Source organism: Leifsonia sp. L25, from assembly GCF_050632895.1.
The window spans coordinates 2415573-2431251 of sequence record NZ_JBODRZ010000003.1; the positions used below are offsets into that span (position 1 = coordinate 2415573).

Below are 15679 nucleotides of genomic sequence, written 5' to 3' on the forward strand. Positions count from 1 at the left end.
AGGAGCCACCGCATGACCGATCAGCAGAACGACTTCACCGGGCTCGTCGCCGTAGTGACGGGAGGCGCGTCCGGGATCGGCGCAGCGATCGCCGACCGGCTCGCGTCCGAGGGCGCGACCGTCGCGGTCTTCGATCTCGCCGCCTCGGCCCGGCACGCGTCCTTCGCGGTCGATGTGTCGGATGATGTGTCCGTGCGTGATGGCATCGAAGCCGTCGTCGAACGATTCGATCGCCTCGACGTGCTCATCAACAATGCGGGCATCGGGGCCGCCGGAACCGTCGAGACCTCGGATGACGCCACCTGGCAACGGGTCCTCGACGTGAATGTCATCGGCACGGCGCGCGTCAGTCGCGCGGCGATGCCCCATCTGAAGCGTTCACCCCACGCCGCGATCGTCAACACGTGCTCCATCGCGGCCACGGCCGGACTGCCCGAGCGAGCGGTCTACAGCGCCAGCAAGGGCGCTGTGCTCGCTCTCACCCGGGCGATGGCCGCCGACCACCTCCGCGAAGGTGTGCGGGTCAACGCGGTGAACCCCGGTACCGCGGACACCCCCTGGGTCGTCCGGCTGCTCGAAGCGGCAGACGACCCTGCCGCAGAGCGGGCATCATTGGAGGCGCGCCAGCCGCATGGCCGGCTGGTCACCGCAAACGAGGTCGCCGATGCGGTGGCTTATCTGGCCGGGCCGCGCGCTTCCTCGACCACCGGCATCGCCCTCGCCGTGGATGGCGGGATGCAGAACCTACGACTGCGAGCAGAATGAGCGACACGAACGAGCGAGAAGGCCATGTGGACATCCCCGCGCCGCGACGGATCGGGCGCCCAGACACCGGCAACTCCAGCGAGACCGAGCCTGCCGCGGAGCCCGGATCGGCGCGCGTACTGGCGCGGCGCGTGCCGCAGGCCCGGCTCGGCGTTGTCGTGGTCGCCGACCTGGTCGAGGTCATCGTCACCGGGCAGGTGCAGCCGGGCGAGCTCCTGCCGCCGGAGGGGCCGCTCGCCGACCAGTTCGGCGTGAGCCGCACGGTGATCCGGGAGTCGGTGAAGCGCCTGGAGGAGAAGGGCCTGGTCACGGTGGCGCAGGGGCGCGGCACCCGGGTGACCCCGTTCAGTTCGTGGAACGTGCTCGACCCGGTCGTGCTCTCCGCGCTCGTCGACAACGACGCCTCCCTCGGCGTCCTCGATGAGCTGAGCGAGGTGCGGGCCAGCCTCGAGTCGTCGATGGCAGGCACTGCGGCTGCGACTCGGAGCGCGGAGCAATTGGTGCGGCTGCAACGGAGCCTTGAGACGATGCGTTCCAGCGAGCAGGACTCGGACTCCTTCCGGCAGGCCGACATCCTGTTTCACTTCACGGTGATGGAGCTCTCAGGCAACCGCCTCGCCGAGAACATCGCCAAGGTGCTCTTCAAGCGGGCGCTCGAGAGCAACCGGTACCAGGGCGTGGACCCCGAAGGCGCGTTCGGCCTTACGCTTGCGGAGCACTCGGCTGTCGTGGAGGCCATCGCGAGTCAAGACGTGGGAGCCGCCCAGGCGTCCATGCGGGAGCACATTGCGCGCGCGTGGGAACGCCGCAGGTTTCCCGACCACCGGCCCGCACATCGATGACGTTCACGGTCTCCATCCCCGATGGGACGCTTGTGGCGGCGCTCGCCGCGACCGGCGCGGTGCCGCCCGATGTCGAGGTGATCGAATGGGATCTCGCCGCGCCGCCTCCGCGCGCGCGGATCGATCTCGTGGTCGCGCCGTACATGGGGGACTGGCTGGGGCGACTCGCAGCGGTCGCGGCGGTCCGTCCGCGCTTGGTGCAAGGACAGATGCTCGGTTACGACGGCGTAGCCGGGGTGCTGCCACCCGGCGTGCGATACGCAAACGCGGCGACGGTGCACGAGTCATCGACGGCCGAGTTGGCGCTGGGCCTGATCCTGGCATCGCAGCGCGGGCTCGACGACTTCGTCCGTCAGTCGGAGGTGGGGCAGCCGATCGAGCGAAGGTACCCGAGCCTCGCCGACCGTCACGTGCTTCTCCTCGGCGCAGGGGAGTCGGCCGTGCGATCGCAGCGCGCCTAGCGCCCTTCGAGGTCCGGCTCACCAGATTCGCCAGGACCGGACGGAGGGACGAACTCGGAGACGTGCATCCGATCTCGGAACTCGCGAAGCTGCTGCACGGCGCGGAGATCGTCATTCTTGCACTTCCCCTCACAGCGGAGACGACAGGCCTCGTCGATGACGCCTTCCTCGAGTCCCTCCCGGACGACGCGCTCCTGGTCAACGTGGCACGGGGCGCTGTCGTCGACACGGAAGCGTTGATCCGGGCAACCGCGTCCGGTCGTCTGCGTGCCGCGCTGGACGTGACCGAGCCCGAACCCTTGCCCGCCGGGCATCCGCTGCTGGCGCTGCCGAACGTGATCGTGGCGCCGCATGTCGGAGGCAATTCGACGGCGATGGCGCCGAGGATGGCTCGTCTTGTGCTCGAGCAGATCGAGCGCCTCGGGGCCGGTGCAGAACCGTTGCACGTGGTCATCGGGTTGTGAGGCAGGGGTGTCGGATGCGATTGGGGCGGCTCCTCGATGGGCATGCTGTGCCCACTACGTCACAGTTCCGCAACACCGTTCGTCAGAGATGTCCGGGTCTGATATTTAAAGGGCGGTATACGGGTTGAAATCCCACCGTACCGGCCGGTACACGAAAGAAGCGACGCCGCTGTCTACGCGCTCGCCCCCGAGGCCTGAGCGCCGCGCAGCTGACTCGCGCCCCATCCTGCCTGGCAGTCTCCTGGCCGCCCTCCCGAATACTGTGCTCCCGGCGTACAGTCTCCGCCGTCGGCTAGCGGTCTGCCAGCCGACTGAACCATCAGCAGGGAAGAGAGAATGGTGGGCAGGCACGTCGCGCGGGTAGGCGGACTCCGCCGAGTCGGCGATGTCATCGTCGACCACCCGTTGTCGACCGGCGCTGTCGTGACCGCCGCGCTGGTGGCGGCGCTCGCCGTCACGCCATTCGGAACGACCGACCTGTTGCCGACGCCTGCGCACTCGCATTCCTCAGCGGCTGGTGCAGCTCCTGTCGTCGCGCTGTCGGTGCCGAACGTGGTCGGCGCCTCGGAGTCCGGGGCAAGGGACGCGTTGGCCGCACGCGGGTTCTCGACGGAGTTCCGTACGGCGTCCGGCGAGCCCGCGACGGGCCGGACGGACTATGTCGTGATCCGGCAGTCGCCGGGCGCGGGAGCACGTGCGGCGAAGGGTGCGACGATCGACCTGACGGTCGCACCGGCAGGGTCCAGTGTCTCGACGCCCCCTCAGAATGCGGCCGGCTCGACGGCCCCGGGAACCGTCTCGGCGCCGGCCGAGTCGGGCAGCACGCCCGCAACGGGCGTAACCGGGGGTGGCGGCCCGGCCGGAAACACGGGCGGTGCCGTAGGGGCCGGCACTGGTAGTGCGGCGCCTGCCCAACCCGTGCCGGCGCCGCAGCCGCCGGCAGTCACGCCACCGCCCGTCACGCCGCCAGCGCCCCCGGTCGCACCTCCGCCGGTTGTCCAGGTGCCGACGCCGCCCTTGCCTTCCTTGCCGCTTCCGGTCTCTCCTCTCGGCGTCGTCGGCGGCTTCCTTCGCGGAATCCTCTAGTAGGGACGTCACCGCGACCGTCGTGCTCAACGTGGGCGGAGACGCCCGTGCGCGCGAACACCTGAATGCCGCCGAGCCCCGCGGCGAATGCCGGCAGGACACGGTCAGGGAGACGAATTCGAGGAACATGCGAGCAGAGCGCGCAGAACGGCCCCAGGCGCAGCGCCCCCTCACCCGTCGGCGTCGACGATGATCCGGAACCCGACCACCTGCGCGAAGCCGCGCTCCACCAGGTCGACTTCGAATCCGGCCAGCGCCTCCAGGTGACGGGAGACGCGGAGCGGCCCCACATCGACCGGCTCGGCACCGATCTGCCGGACCAGGCCGGCGACCGTTTCCTTGGCGGGCTGATCGTCGGAGGCCACGAAGACTTGCACCGGGCCCGATCGCTCGTGCGCGCCTTCGGAAAGCCGCTCCGCGTAGACGGTGTTGAACGCCTTGACGACTCTCGCCCCGGGAGCTGCGTCGGCCACGCGCTCGCCGAGGGAGGCCGTGCCTGAGTACCTGCTCTCGTAGGAGGGCGGGTCGATCGGGTTGTTGAGGTCGATGACGACGACGCCGTCGAGCGCATCGGCGAGGGAGGCCACGATCTGCAGCACTTCGGTGTCATGCACGGCGATCACGACGACGTCGGACCGAGCGGCCTCCCGGTAGTCGACCCCTCCGGCTGCTCCGAGCCGCTCGCTGAGCCGCTGCGCGCGGGCGGGGTCGCGGGAGCCGATGACCACGTCGTGCCCGGCACGCGTCAACCGCGCGCCGAGAGCCGTGGTCATCGGTCCGGTGCCGAGGATGCCGATCCTCACGCGTGTGCTCCCTTCGTGGAGGGCGACCGCGCCGGGGACCGAGAGCGGATCCGGCGCGGCATGCCTCAGGACAGGCGGAGAGCCTCCGGGATGAGGTCGCCGTGCGCCACCAGGAGCTCGTCGCACATGCTCCGGATGTCGTCGAGCCCGAGCGTCGCGGCGGCGTTGGGGTCGAGCATCGCTGCGTGGTAGACGTGCTCGCGGTCGCCTTCGAGCACGGCCTTGACGGTCAGCTCCACGACGTTGAGGAAGGTGCGGTTCAGCGCGACCACCTGAGGCGGCAGCGCGCCGACGGCCTGCGGGTGCAGGCCGTCCGCGTCGACGGTCGCGGGGACCTCCACGCAGCACTCCGCCGGGAGGCCGTCGATCAGTCCGTCGTTCACCACGTTCACGTACAGTTCCGCCGGAGCGCCGGTGACGTGCGCGCGGATGAACTCGGACGCCATCTCGGAGGTCGGCTGCAGGTCGAGGTCGCCCTCCGCCTGCAGGGTGGCGAGCGTCTCGTCGAACTCCTCGATGTTCCGCTCGGAGCGCGTGAGGTATTCGCCGACCGGGATGCGGAAGCGCTCGATGTCCTCGTCGCGGTGCATCAGCCACGGCACGTACTCCGCGCTGTGCTCGCTCGACTCGGTGGGGAAGTAGCCGAAGCGGCGGAAGAGCTCGACACGGACCCGGCGCTGAAGCTCCGGGTCGCCGTCGATCACCTCGCGCAGCCGCGGGTAGAGGTCCTGCCCGTCGCGCTCGAAGCGGAGGACGAACGCCTGGTGGTTGAAGCCGGCGGTCTGGAAGACGATTTCGTCCTCCGGCACCCCGACGAGGTCGGCGAGCTGGTGGTGGGTGTCGCGGACCGAGTGGCAGAGGCCGACGATGCGCGAGAACGCGGTGCCGGCGGTGACGGCCCAGGGGAGCATCGCCATCGGGTTGCTGTAGTTCAGCAGGTACGCGTCGGGCGCGACCTCCGCGAGGTCGTCTCCGATCCCGGTGAGCACGGGGATGGTGCGAAGCCCGCGGAAGATGCCGCCGATGCCGATCGTGTCGCCGATGGTCTGGCGGAGGCCGTAGCGCGCCGGGATGTCGAAGTCCCTGCGGGTGGCGCTGTAGCCGCCGACCTGGATCTCGTTGATGACGTAGTCGGCGTCGGCCACAGCCGTCCGGCGGTCGAGGCTGGAGGTGACCCGCGCGTCCGCGCCGAGCTGCTCGCTGATGCGCTTGGCCAGGGCGTCGGCGTAGCCGAGCCGTTCGGCGTCGATGTCGTGGAGGGACAGCTCGAACTGGCCCTGGAGCTCGGGGAAGCTGCAGAGATCGGTGACGACGTTACGTGTGAACTCGACGCTTCCTGCGCCGATGAAGGCTACTTTGACCATGCGGCCAATATTGCATGCGCTGCGCACTTCGCACAATCTTCGTGCATTAATCGCGCGCAAAACTGCGCGTTTCTGAAGAACCGCACAGGCTGGACTGGATTCAGGCGCAGATCACGCGGCAGCCGAGGCGCTGGATGGCGTCGACCGCGGACTGCGGCGCCCGGGTGTCCGTGATCAGCACATCCACCTCGGACATCGAGCACACGCTCGCCAGCGCCACGCGGCCGATCTTGGTGGCGTCCGCCAGCACGACGGTCATGCGCGAGCGGTTGCACATGACCCCGTTGACGCGCGCGCCGATCGGGTCGTAGTTGGTGCAGCCGGCCTTGGTGTCGACGCCGTCGACGCCGAGGAACGACACGTCGATGTTGTACTCCGAGAGGAACGACTCGGCGCTCGGACCGACCACCTCCTGGCTGCTGCTGCGCACCTCCCCGCCTGCGGAGAAGACGCGCAGGCCCGGGTTGCTCACCAGGCTGCTCGCGATGTTCAGGGCGTTCGTGACGACGGTGAGCCCGCGGCGTCCCATCAGCTGCCGGGCGAATTCGTTGGTCGTGGTCCCCCCGGTCAGGCCGACGACGCGCGCCCCGTCGAGGAAGGCGGCGGCGCTGCGGGCGATGCGCTGCTTCTCCGCCGAGTCCTGGGAGGTCTTGAAGCCGAGCGGGAGGTCGTTGAAGGCCACGTGGGTCGTCGCCCCGCCCCGCGTGCGGCTCACCAGCTGCTGCTCCTCGAGGTATTCGAGGTCGCGACGGATGGTCGCCTCCGAGACCCCGAACTCGGCAGCGAGGTCGGGCACCTCCATCGTGACGTTGTCGACGATGGAGGAGACGATGTGGTGGAGTCTCTCTTTGCGCTGCACAGTCGAACTATAGCGAATGAGCAAGTTCAATGTGCAAAAAATCAATTTCAATCGTCAAATATGTTCATTCGGGCAAATCGGCGGATTTTTTGCTCGAATCTTTTGCGATAGCGCGCATTGCATGTAATGGTTGCTCAAATCGCGTGTCACTCAGCACTGCCGCTGACACGCTCCCTTTGCCCTAGGAGGAGCACAATGACGCTCAAGCCCAGACGCCACACCCGAACCGCAGTCATCGCCGGCGTTGTCGCGGCCGGACTCGCCTTGACCGGATGCACCGGCGGCACCGGCGGTGGATCGTCCCAGACCAAGGGCGCGACCATCACCGTCGCGTGGATGAACCCGGCGCCGCCGAAGGCCGCACTCGACGCCTTCACCAAGAGCACCGGCATCACGGTCAAGTGGACCAGCATCGACTGGGACAGCCTGCAGACCAAGATCGCCGCCGCCGCGACGTCGAAGACCTACTTCGCCGATGTCACGGACGTCGACTGGTCGCGCGTCGGCCAGCTCAGCAAGCTCGACTGGTTCTACCCGATCGACAACTACATCGACACGAAGAAGCTGAAGGCCGACATGCCTCAGCTCAGCTCCTTCGAGTCGGGCGGCAAGGTCATCGGCATCCCGTTCGACTCCTCGTACATGGTGACCACGGTCAATAAGGAGCAGTTCGCGCAGGCGGGCATCACCACGATGCCGACGACGATGAGCGAGTACACCGACGACCTCAAGCAGATCAAGGCGAAGGGTGTCTCGAGCACGCCGCTCAACATCCCGTTCGCGGCTGCCGAAGGGCTCTCGACCTACTGGTACGAGGCGACCGAGGCGTTCGGGGGCACCCTCCTCGACTCGAAGGGCAAGCCGCAGTTCGCGAGCCCCAGCTCCGGCGGCTACAAGGCGGCGCAGTGGATGGTCGACAGCATGAAGAACGGGCTGGTCCCGGCCGGCAACATCAACGTCACCGACTCGCAGGGCATGCAGAACCTGATGGCCAAGGGCGTCGTGTCCTCCACCTTCTCGGACTACTCGGGCAACGTGGGCAGCCTCTACGACGTGCCGGCCACCTCGACCGTCACCGGCAAGACCGAGTACATCCCGACCCCGGGCGTCGACGGCACCACCAGCAACCTCGGCAACCCCGACGGCATCGGCATCCCCAAGGCGGCTAAATACCCTGCGGCGGCGGCCAAGTTCATCGAATGGATCACGGCCACCCAGAACCAGGCGGACTTCGCCGGCGCGAGCGGACCGTCCAAGGTGATGCCCAACTACCCGACCCCCTCGCGGCTCTCGGCCATGAAGATCCTCACCGACAACGGCCAGCTCGCACAGGGGGCGGTGCTCAGCGACTTGCTCGGGAAGTCCAAGCCGGTGTTCGCCTCGGGAGCGCCCTCCTGGTACCCGGAGTTCTCGCGCTCGGTGAGCACCAACCTGCACGCCGCCGCCGTCGGCAGCATGAGCGTGGATGCGGCGATCAAGGCGATCGCGGCGCAGGCGACGAAGCTGTCGAACGGCTCGTGAGAGAAAGCACCATGAAAGCAACGACCATGAGCGACGAGCGCCGATGAGCGCCGACGTCGCAACCCGCAGCCGGCCGGGCACCACCCGGCCGGCCGGCGGGCCGGGCGGCCGGCGCTCCCGGGTCATCCGCCGGCTCGACTTCCTGCCCTACGCCCTGGTGGCGCCGCTCGCGGTGTTCATCATCGGCTTGGCGCTGGTGCCCGCTGGCATCACCCTCGTCGAGGCGTTCTTCAAGATCCAGCCGCTGAACCCGCCGGACCGCTTCACCGGGCTGGGGAACTTCTTCGCCCTGTTCTCCGACCCGGGGATCATCGCGAGCATGGGCAACACCGTGCTCTATGTGATCATCGGCGTCGTGCTCTCGACGGTGCTGGGCATCGTCTTCGCGGTGACGCTGCAGAAACCGTTCCGCGGGCGCTCGGTGCTCGTCGCGATCCTGATCCTGCCCTGGGCTCTTCCCGGCGTCGTGGAGGGCATCGTCTGGACCGGCATCTGGGACAGCAACAACGGCCTCCTGAACAGCGTGCTGTCGTCGCTGCACCTGATCGATCACTACCAGGTGTTCCTCGGCCAGAACCAGTTCGTCACCATCCTCGCGATCGAGCTGGTGCAGATCTGGCAGATCACGCCGCTGTCGGCCCTGCTCGTCCTGGCGTCGCTGCAGAACATCCCCGGCGAGCTGTACGAGGCGGCGGCGCTCGACGGCGCCACCGGGTTCCGGATGTTCAGCCGCATCACCCTGCCGCTCGCCCGGCCCGGCATCGCCGTCGCGATGGTCCAGGCCGTGATCGCGACACTGAACGTGTTCGACCAGCCGTACGTGCTCAACGGTGCGGCGGCGACCGGTTCGTCCGTCACGATGCAGACCTACTTCATCAGCTTCCAGAACCTCGACTTCGGTCAGGGCTATGCGCTTTCCCTGCTCATCACGCTGGCCACGCTGATCGTCTCGCTCGGCGTCGTGAGGCTCGTCTACCGTCCCGTGGAGTTCTGATGCGCCGACGCTCTCTCGCACGCCCTCTCGGCGTCGCCTTCATCCTCGTCTGGACCCTGCTGCCGCTGTACTGGGTGCTCAACACGAGCCTGCAGACGGACGCGCAGATCAGCGCCAAACCGGCGAACTACCTCCCTCCGACGCCGTCGATCCAGAACTACCTCACGTTGCTCGGCGGCAGCGGCGACCTGTCGGACTCCATCCGCCAGTCGATGCTGAACATCTTCATCGAGTGCACGGTGGCGACGATCGTGACGGTCGTCCTGGCGACGCTCGCGGCTTACGCCTTCGCCCGCATGACGTTCCGCGGACGAACCGTGCTGTTCTACGCGGTGCTCGCGACCATGGCGTTCCCGGCGTACGCGACCCTGATCCCGCTGTATCAGATGATGACGGGCCTCGGCCTGGTCAACACGTACACGGGGATCGTGCTCGTCTACGTCTCCGGCTTCCTGCCGCTCGCGACGTGGATCCTCTACAACTACATGAGCAGCCTGCCGATCGCGCTCGAAGAGGCCGGCCAGGTGGACGGCGCGAGCCGGATGCGGGTGCTGTGGCACGTGGTGCTGCCGCTGGCCCGGCCCGGCATCGTCTCGGTCGCCATCATCACCTTCCTGTCGGCGTGGGCGCAGTTCCTGTTCCCGCTCGTGCTCTCCAGCGACCTCTCCACCCAGCCGCTGACGGTCGTCATCGCAGCGCTGCAGGGGCGCCACACCGTGCCCTATTCGCTGATGAGCGCGGCCGGCGTCATCGCCGTGGCGGTGCCGGCGGTCATCGCGGTGCTGCTCAACCGGTACATCGTCAGCGGACTCCTCACCGGGAGCGTCAAATGAGAGGGAGCGTCCGATGACGCAGGACGCGTTCGTCCTCATCGGTGCCGGGAGCACCGTCTTCACGCCGGGGCTGCTCAGCGACCTCGCGAGCTCGCGCACGTTCGACGACGTCGAGGTGCGTCTGGTAGATGTGGTTCCGGAGGCCGCCGAGACGATGGCCCGTCTGGGGCGCCGCATCGCCGAGACGGCCGGCTCGACCATGCGCGTGGAGGCCGCGACCGACCGCCGCGAGGCGCTGAAGGACGCGCGCTTCGTCGCGACGACCATCGCCGTCGGCTCGGCCGACGGCTGGCGCGCAGACCTCGACATCCCCGAGGCGTACGGCATCCACCAGACGGTCGGAGACAGTGTCGGCCCCGGCGGTGTGCTGCGCGCGCTACGCCACGTGCCGGAGCTCCTCGCCATCGCGACAGACATCGCCGACGCGGCCCCGACGGCGCAGCTCATCAACTACAGCAACCCGCTCACGGCCAACGTGCGCGCCGTCAGCAAGCACACCGCCGTGAACGCGGTCGGGCTCTGTCACGGCACCATGCACACCCGGGCGGCCCTCGCCGCCGACCTCGGCGGTCTCGGAATCGACCCGGCGACGGTGACGGCCCGCTTCGCCGGGCTGAACCACCTCTGCTGGCTGCTCGACATCCGCTCGGGGTCGCGCGACCTGTACCCGCAGCTCCGGGAGCTGGTGGAGGCGCGCGCCGGAGGGCGCGAGGCCCCGGCCTCCCGCCACGAGGGCGTGCAGTCCGCCGTCTCGGCCGACCTCATGCGCACCTTCGGTCTCTATCCCGCGCCGGGTGACCGGCACGTCTCCGAGTTCTTCTCCGGCTACCTGGCCTTCAGTCAGGACGGCCGGCTCGGCTGGGGGCTGCAGGGCGGTCAGGACATGACCCGGGAGTACATCGACGAGAAGGGCCGGCTCTGGGACTCGCTGCGAGCCCAGGCCGACGGCAGCGAGCCGCTCGCCCCCTCCCGCAACCAGGAGGCGGAGCGGCTGGTGGCGATCGCCGAGGCGCTTCGCACCGGGAGCGAGCACGTGGAGCTCGCGGTGAACCTGCCGAACCGGGGCGCGATCGAGAACCTTCCGCCCGAGGCGGTCGTCGAAGTGCCCGCCGTCGTCGGCGCTCACGGCATCCAGTCCCTCTCGGTCGGTCGCCTGCCCGACGCGATCGCGGCGGTGCTCACCGCACGCGCGCACCAGCAGGAGCTGACGGTGGAGGCCGCCGTCACCGGTGCGCGGGAGCTCGCGCTGCAGGCGCTCACGCTCGACCCGCTCGTGCCCGACACCGTGACCGCCCGACGGATCCTCGACGACGCCGTCGCCGCCGATCCGTCGCACTACGATCGATTCGCCGCATGAGCCGCGCGACCACCCGGGAGCTCGTCGACGACGCGGTCTCCCGCACCAGCGCCGTGCTCGCGTTCAACGTGATCACGCTCGAGCACGCCGAAGGCATCATCACAGGGGCGGAGGCGGCCGGCACTCCGGTTCTCCTGCAACTCAGCGAGAACGCGATCCGATATCACGGCGGTCGCTTCGCCCCGCTGCTGGCAGCGTGCGATCGTCTGGCGGAGGAGAGCGCCGTCCCGGTGAGCCTCCACCTCGACCACATCCAGGACGCTCAGCTCGCCGAGCGGCTCATCTCGCTCGCGGGAGATGTCGGCGCGACCTCCATCATGGTGGACGAGGCTCACCACGACTACGCGCAGAACGTCGCCCGCACGCACGCGTCGACCGAGCGCGCCCACGAGCGCGGGCTGTGGGTGGAGGCCGAGCTCGGCGCGATCGGCGGCAAGGACGGCGCACACGCGCCCGGCGTGCGCACCGACCCCGCCGAGGCCGCCTCCTTCGTGGCGGCGACCGGGGTCGATGGGCTCGCCGTGGCGGTGGGCTCGTCGCACGCGATGACGACGGCCGACGCCCGGCTCGACCTCGCGCTGGTCTCCGAGCTGGCGCGAACGGTGCCCGTCCCGCTTGTTCTGCACGGGTCCTCCGGGGTCCCGCTGGAGACGCTCGCCGCGGCGATCTCGGCGGGCATCCGCAAGGTCAATGTCGGCACCGCGCTGAACGTGGCCTTCACCGCGGGCGTCCGCTCGTTCCTCGACGGGGATTCCGCCGCGACCGACCCGCGCCGCTACCTGGCCCTGGGCCGCGATGGCATCGCCGAGTCCGTGGCCGCGCTCTGCGAGCGGCTGATCGCGCCGGTTCCGACCACCTTCGAGGGAGCACGATGAGAGACCACCTGTGGGACACGATCCGGCGGCACAAGGCGGGAGAACCGGTCGGGATCCACTCGATCTGCTCCGCCCATCCCGTCGTCCTGGAGGCCGCCATGGCCCAGGCCTCGGCCGACTCCAACTACGTGCTGATCGAGGCGACCTCGAACCAGGTCGACCAGTTCGGCGGGTACACCGGGATGCGCCCCGCCGACTTCCGCGCGCTCGTCCACTCGATCGCCGACCAGCAGGGCTTCCCGCGCGAGCGCATCGTGCTCGGCGGCGACCACCTGGGACCGAACCGGTGGCAGAACCTGCCCGCCGACCAGGCCATGGCGAACGCCGACGCGCTCGTCGCCGCCTATGTCGAAGCCGGATACACCAAGATCCACCTCGATTGCAGCATGTCCTGTGCCGGCGACCCGGTGCCGCTCGGCGACGACCTCGTCGCGTCCCGCAGCGCCCGGCTGCTCCGCGTCGCGGAGGAGACCGCCCGCAGCACCGGTCAGGAAGGCCGGCAGCTCTACGTGATCGGCTCCGAGGTGCCGGTCCCCGGCGGTGCGCACGAGACGCTCGGCGAGCTCACCCCGACCGCGGCGGAGGCGGCGCGCGAGACGCTCCGCCGTCACCGCGAAGCGTTCGAGGCCGCCGGCGTGCTGGACGTCTGGCCGCGGATCGTCGCGTTGGTCGTGCAGCCGGGCGTCGAGTTCGACCATCTCCAGGTCATCGACTACCGGCGGTCCCGCACGGAGGCATTGCGCGAGGTCCTCGGCGACGAGCCGGGGATGGTCTTCGAAGCCCACTCGACCGATTATCAGCTGGAGTCGCGGCTCAGCGAGCTGGTGGAGGACCACTGGGCGATCCTCAAGGTCGGCCCCGGTCTCACGTTCGCGATGAGGGAGGCGCTGTTCGCCCTCGCCGCCATCGAGGTGGAGCTCGTCCCGTCCGCCGAGCGATCGAACCTCGTCGAGGTGATCGACCGGCGGATGCTCGCCGAGCCCGGCTACTGGCAGAGCTACTACGAGGGCGACGCCGACGAGCAGCGGATCGCCCGCCGCTACAGCTACAGCGACCGGCTTCGGTACTACTGGCCCGATCCCGAGATCGAGGAGGCCGAGGCGAGGCTCTACGCGAACCTGTCGCGGCGCCCCCTGCCGCTCCCGTTGATCGGCCAGTTCCTGCCGGACCAGTACGCCCGGGTGCGCGCGGGCGAGCTCGAGCCGACGCCGCGAGCCCTGGTGCTCGACAAGATCCGCGACGCCCTCCGCCCGTATGCGGCGGCCACCGCCCCCGCGATCCGCACTCTGTCAACAACCGCTACGAACCAGGGAGAACTCCTTGTCTGAAACACGCTCCGTCACCACCGAACGAGCCGCGAGCGAAGGCGCCCGGTTCACCATCAGCGAGATCAGCCACCAGCCGGAAGTGTGGCGCCAGGCCGCGGCGAACATCGCTGCCGACCGCGACAAGCTCGAAGAGTTCCTCGCGCCGCTGCTGGCGAGGCCCGATCTGCGCGTCGTCCTGACCGGCGCCGGCACGTCGGCGTTCGTCGGCGGTGTCGCGGCTCCCGAGCTGTCCCGGCTCCTGTCCCGTCGCATCGAGGCGATCGCGACGACGGACCTCGTGTCGAACCCGCGGGAGTTCCTGGCCGAGGACGTCCCGACCCTTCTGGTCTCGTTCGCCCGTTCCGGCAACAGCCCCGAGAGCGTCGCTGCGACCCGCTTGGCGGACGAGTGCCTCGGCGACGTTAGTCACCTGATCGTCACCTGCGACCCCGCTGGGCAGCTCAACCAGGAGCATCAGGGTCGCGAGCACTCGTACGTGCTGCTCATGCCGGCCGGGGCGAACGACCAGGGCTTCGCCATGACGTCGAGCTTCACGTCGATGCTGCTCTCGGTGCTGCTGGTGCTCGGGGGCGGCGACGCGCAGACCGTGCAGCCGCTGAACGATGCGGCCGAGAGCGTGGTCGACGAAGGCTGGGACGCGATCGCCGACCTCGCCACGCTCGACTGCAACCGCGTCGTCTATCTGGGCAGCGGACCGCTGACGGCTCTCGCCCGGGAGTCGGCGCTCAAGCTGCTGGAGCTGACGGCCGGGCAGGTGGTCAGCTACTACGACTCCGCGCTGGGCTTCCGGCACGGACCGAAGTCGGTGCTCGACGAGCGGACCCTCGTGGTCGTCTTCATCTCGTCCGACGAGTACACGCGCAAGTACGATCTCGACATCCTCGCCGAGCTCCGCACCGCGCTGGACCCGGCGCGCGTCGTCGCGGTCGGTCCCGACGGCGTCGTCGCCGACGGTGATCGCACGATCGCGTTCGAGGGGCTCGACTCGCTGAACGACGCGTTCCTGGCGAGCGTGTACGTCGTCGTCGCGCAGATCCTCGCCCTGTCGTTCGCCCTCCGGGTCGGCACCACTCCCGACAACCCGTTCCCGGACGGCAACGTCAACCGCGTGGTGAAGGGTGTGCGGCTCCACCCGCTCGGTGAGGACGGAAGCGGGCGCGCGTGAGCCGGTTCCTCGGCATCGACGGAGGCGGCACCAAGACCGCCTTCGTCCTGCTCGACTCCGATGGCGCCGTGGTCGCCCGCTCCCAGCAGCCGAGCAGCGACTACTACCGGCTCGGGGCGGCGGCCGTGACGCGGACACTCGCGGAGGGCGTCGAGGACATCTGCAGGCAGGCCGGTATCGCCCCGGATCAGCTCGACTTCACCGTCGTGGGGATGCCCGGCTACGGGGAGGTCGGCGCCGACGTGCCGCTGCTCGACGGGGTCCCGAGGTCGGTGCTCGCAGGCGACCGTTACCTGTGCGTCAACGACATGGTGTGCGGGTGGGCCGGATCGCTGTGCGCGAGCGACGGCATCAACGTGGTCGGCGGCACCGGCTCGATGACCTACGGCGAGCGGAACGGAGCCGGTGTGCGCGTCGGCGGCTGGGGTGAGCTGTTCGGAGACGAGGGGTCGGGCTATTGGATCGCCACCCGCGGTCTCAACGCGTTCACGCGGATGAGCGACGGCCGCCTCCCGCGCGGGCCGCTCCACCAGCTCGTGCGGGAACGGCTCGGCGTGCGGGACGACCTGGACACGATCGGCCTGGTGCTCACCGACTGGCAGAAGGAGCGCACCCGGATCGCCGCGCTGTCGACCACGGTCGCTGAGGCGGCCGCGGCCGGCGACGCCGTCGCCGCGCGCATCCTCGCGGACGCCGGAGCGGAGTTCGCCGAGCTGGTCGACACCACCCGTCTCGCGCTCGGGTACGAGGACGGCGAGACGGTCCCCGTCTCCTACTCGGGAGGCGTGTTCCGCTCCGAGGCGGTGCTCGCGGCCTTCGGGCGGTCGCTCGACGAGCGGTACGACGGCTACGACCTCCGCGTTCCGGTCTTCGAGCCGGACATCGGCGCCGCGCTGTACGCGGCGAAGGTGTCGGGGAGCCCCCTGAGCGACGACGCGCTCGACCTCCTGAAGGGATGACCA

16 protein-coding genes are annotated in these 15679 nt (G+C 69.4%); 13 read left to right on the forward strand and 3 right to left on the reverse strand.

The genetic code is table 11. The features are described 5' to 3' along the window. The first annotated feature begins 12 nt into the window (after window positions 1-12). The 5 genes from ACRAWC_RS16085 (at window position 13) to ACRAWC_RS16105 (ending at window position 3618) form a co-directional block, all read left to right on the forward strand. Window positions 13-765 carry an SDR family NAD(P)-dependent oxidoreductase gene (locus ACRAWC_RS16085; RefSeq protein ID WP_431348628.1) on the forward strand — a complete coding sequence of 251 codons (753 nt, stop codon included), beginning with the start codon at window positions 13-15 and terminating at the stop codon, window positions 763-765. Next, window positions 762-1607 carry a FadR/GntR family transcriptional regulator gene (locus tag ACRAWC_RS16090; protein ID WP_431348629.1) on the forward strand — a complete coding sequence of 282 codons (846 nt, stop codon included), beginning with the start codon at window positions 762-764 and terminating at the stop codon, window positions 1605-1607. Before ACRAWC_RS16085 ends, ACRAWC_RS16090 begins: the two co-directional genes overlap by 4 nt. 32 nt (window positions 1608-1639) lie before the next feature. Beyond that, on the forward strand, window positions 1640-2068 hold the full coding sequence (locus ACRAWC_RS16095; protein WP_431349504.1) for a hypothetical protein: 429 nt from the start codon (window positions 1640-1642) through the stop codon (window positions 2066-2068). Then, complete coding sequence (locus ACRAWC_RS16100) at window positions 2053-2532, forward strand: NAD(P)-dependent oxidoreductase (protein ID WP_431349463.1); 480 nt, start codon at window positions 2053-2055, stop codon at window positions 2530-2532. The genes ACRAWC_RS16095 and ACRAWC_RS16100 overlap by 16 nt, the downstream gene beginning before the upstream one ends. 336 nt (window positions 2533-2868) lie before the next feature. Continuing rightward, a complete protein-coding gene (locus ACRAWC_RS16105) occupies window positions 2869-3618 on the forward strand; it encodes a PASTA domain-containing protein (RefSeq protein WP_431348630.1) in 750 nt (249 codons plus the stop codon). Window positions 3619-3788: 170 nt separating this feature from the next. Here the strand turns inward: ACRAWC_RS16105 and ACRAWC_RS16110 are convergent, their stop codons facing one another. From ACRAWC_RS16110 to ACRAWC_RS16120, 3 genes are all read right to left on the reverse strand, one after another. Next, window positions 3789-4421 carry an NADPH-dependent F420 reductase gene (locus ACRAWC_RS16110; protein WP_431348631.1) on the reverse strand — a complete coding sequence of 211 codons (633 nt, stop codon included), beginning with the start codon at window positions 4419-4421 and terminating at the stop codon, window positions 3789-3791. Window positions 4422-4486: 65 nt separating this feature from the next. Then, window positions 4487-5785, reverse strand: coding sequence for an alpha-galactosidase (melA, locus tag ACRAWC_RS16115; RefSeq protein ID WP_431348632.1), 1299 nt, complete (start codon window positions 5783-5785; stop codon window positions 4487-4489). A gap of 100 nt (window positions 5786-5885) precedes the next feature. Then, a complete protein-coding gene (locus ACRAWC_RS16120) occupies window positions 5886-6644 on the reverse strand; it encodes a DeoR/GlpR family DNA-binding transcription regulator (protein ID WP_431348633.1) in 759 nt (252 codons plus the stop codon). Between the two features lie 195 nt (window positions 6645-6839). Between ACRAWC_RS16120 and ACRAWC_RS16125 the strand changes: the two genes are divergently transcribed. From ACRAWC_RS16125 to ACRAWC_RS16160, 8 genes are read left to right on the forward strand one after another with little or no spacing between them, the layout of a single operon-like run. Continuing rightward, a complete protein-coding gene (locus ACRAWC_RS16125) occupies window positions 6840-8165 on the forward strand; it encodes an ABC transporter substrate-binding protein (protein ID WP_431348634.1) in 1326 nt (441 codons plus the stop codon). Between the two features lie 43 nt (window positions 8166-8208). Further along, window positions 8209-9159, forward strand: a complete 951-nt coding sequence (locus ACRAWC_RS16130) for a carbohydrate ABC transporter permease (protein ID WP_431348635.1) — start codon at window positions 8209-8211, stop codon at window positions 9157-9159. Then, complete coding sequence (locus ACRAWC_RS16135; RefSeq protein ID WP_431348636.1) at window positions 9159-9992, forward strand: carbohydrate ABC transporter permease; 834 nt, start codon at window positions 9159-9161, stop codon at window positions 9990-9992. The genes ACRAWC_RS16130 and ACRAWC_RS16135 overlap by 1 nt, the downstream gene beginning before the upstream one ends. 13 nt (window positions 9993-10005) lie before the next feature. Further along, window positions 10006-11349 carry a hypothetical protein gene (locus ACRAWC_RS16140; protein ID WP_431348637.1) on the forward strand — a complete coding sequence of 448 codons (1344 nt, stop codon included), beginning with the start codon at window positions 10006-10008 and terminating at the stop codon, window positions 11347-11349. Continuing rightward, window positions 11346-12224 carry a class II fructose-bisphosphate aldolase gene (locus tag ACRAWC_RS16145; protein ID WP_431348638.1) on the forward strand — a complete coding sequence of 293 codons (879 nt, stop codon included), beginning with the start codon at window positions 11346-11348 and terminating at the stop codon, window positions 12222-12224. The genes ACRAWC_RS16140 and ACRAWC_RS16145 overlap by 4 nt, the downstream gene beginning before the upstream one ends. Further along, window positions 12221-13552 (forward strand): D-tagatose-bisphosphate aldolase, class II, non-catalytic subunit, encoded by a 1332-nt coding sequence (locus ACRAWC_RS16150; protein WP_431348639.1) that lies wholly within the window; start codon window positions 12221-12223, stop codon window positions 13550-13552. The genes ACRAWC_RS16145 and ACRAWC_RS16150 overlap by 4 nt, the downstream gene beginning before the upstream one ends. After that, complete coding sequence (locus ACRAWC_RS16155) at window positions 13545-14717, forward strand: SIS domain-containing protein (protein WP_431348640.1); 1173 nt, start codon at window positions 13545-13547, stop codon at window positions 14715-14717. Before ACRAWC_RS16150 ends, ACRAWC_RS16155 begins: the two co-directional genes overlap by 8 nt. Next, the gene (locus tag ACRAWC_RS16160) at window positions 14714-15676 is read left to right on the forward strand and encodes a BadF/BadG/BcrA/BcrD ATPase family protein (RefSeq protein WP_431348641.1); all 963 of its coding nucleotides are present in this window, start codon (window positions 14714-14716) and stop codon (window positions 15674-15676) included. The genes ACRAWC_RS16155 and ACRAWC_RS16160 overlap by 4 nt, the downstream gene beginning before the upstream one ends. The last annotated feature ends 3 nt before the right edge of the window (window positions 15677-15679 follow it).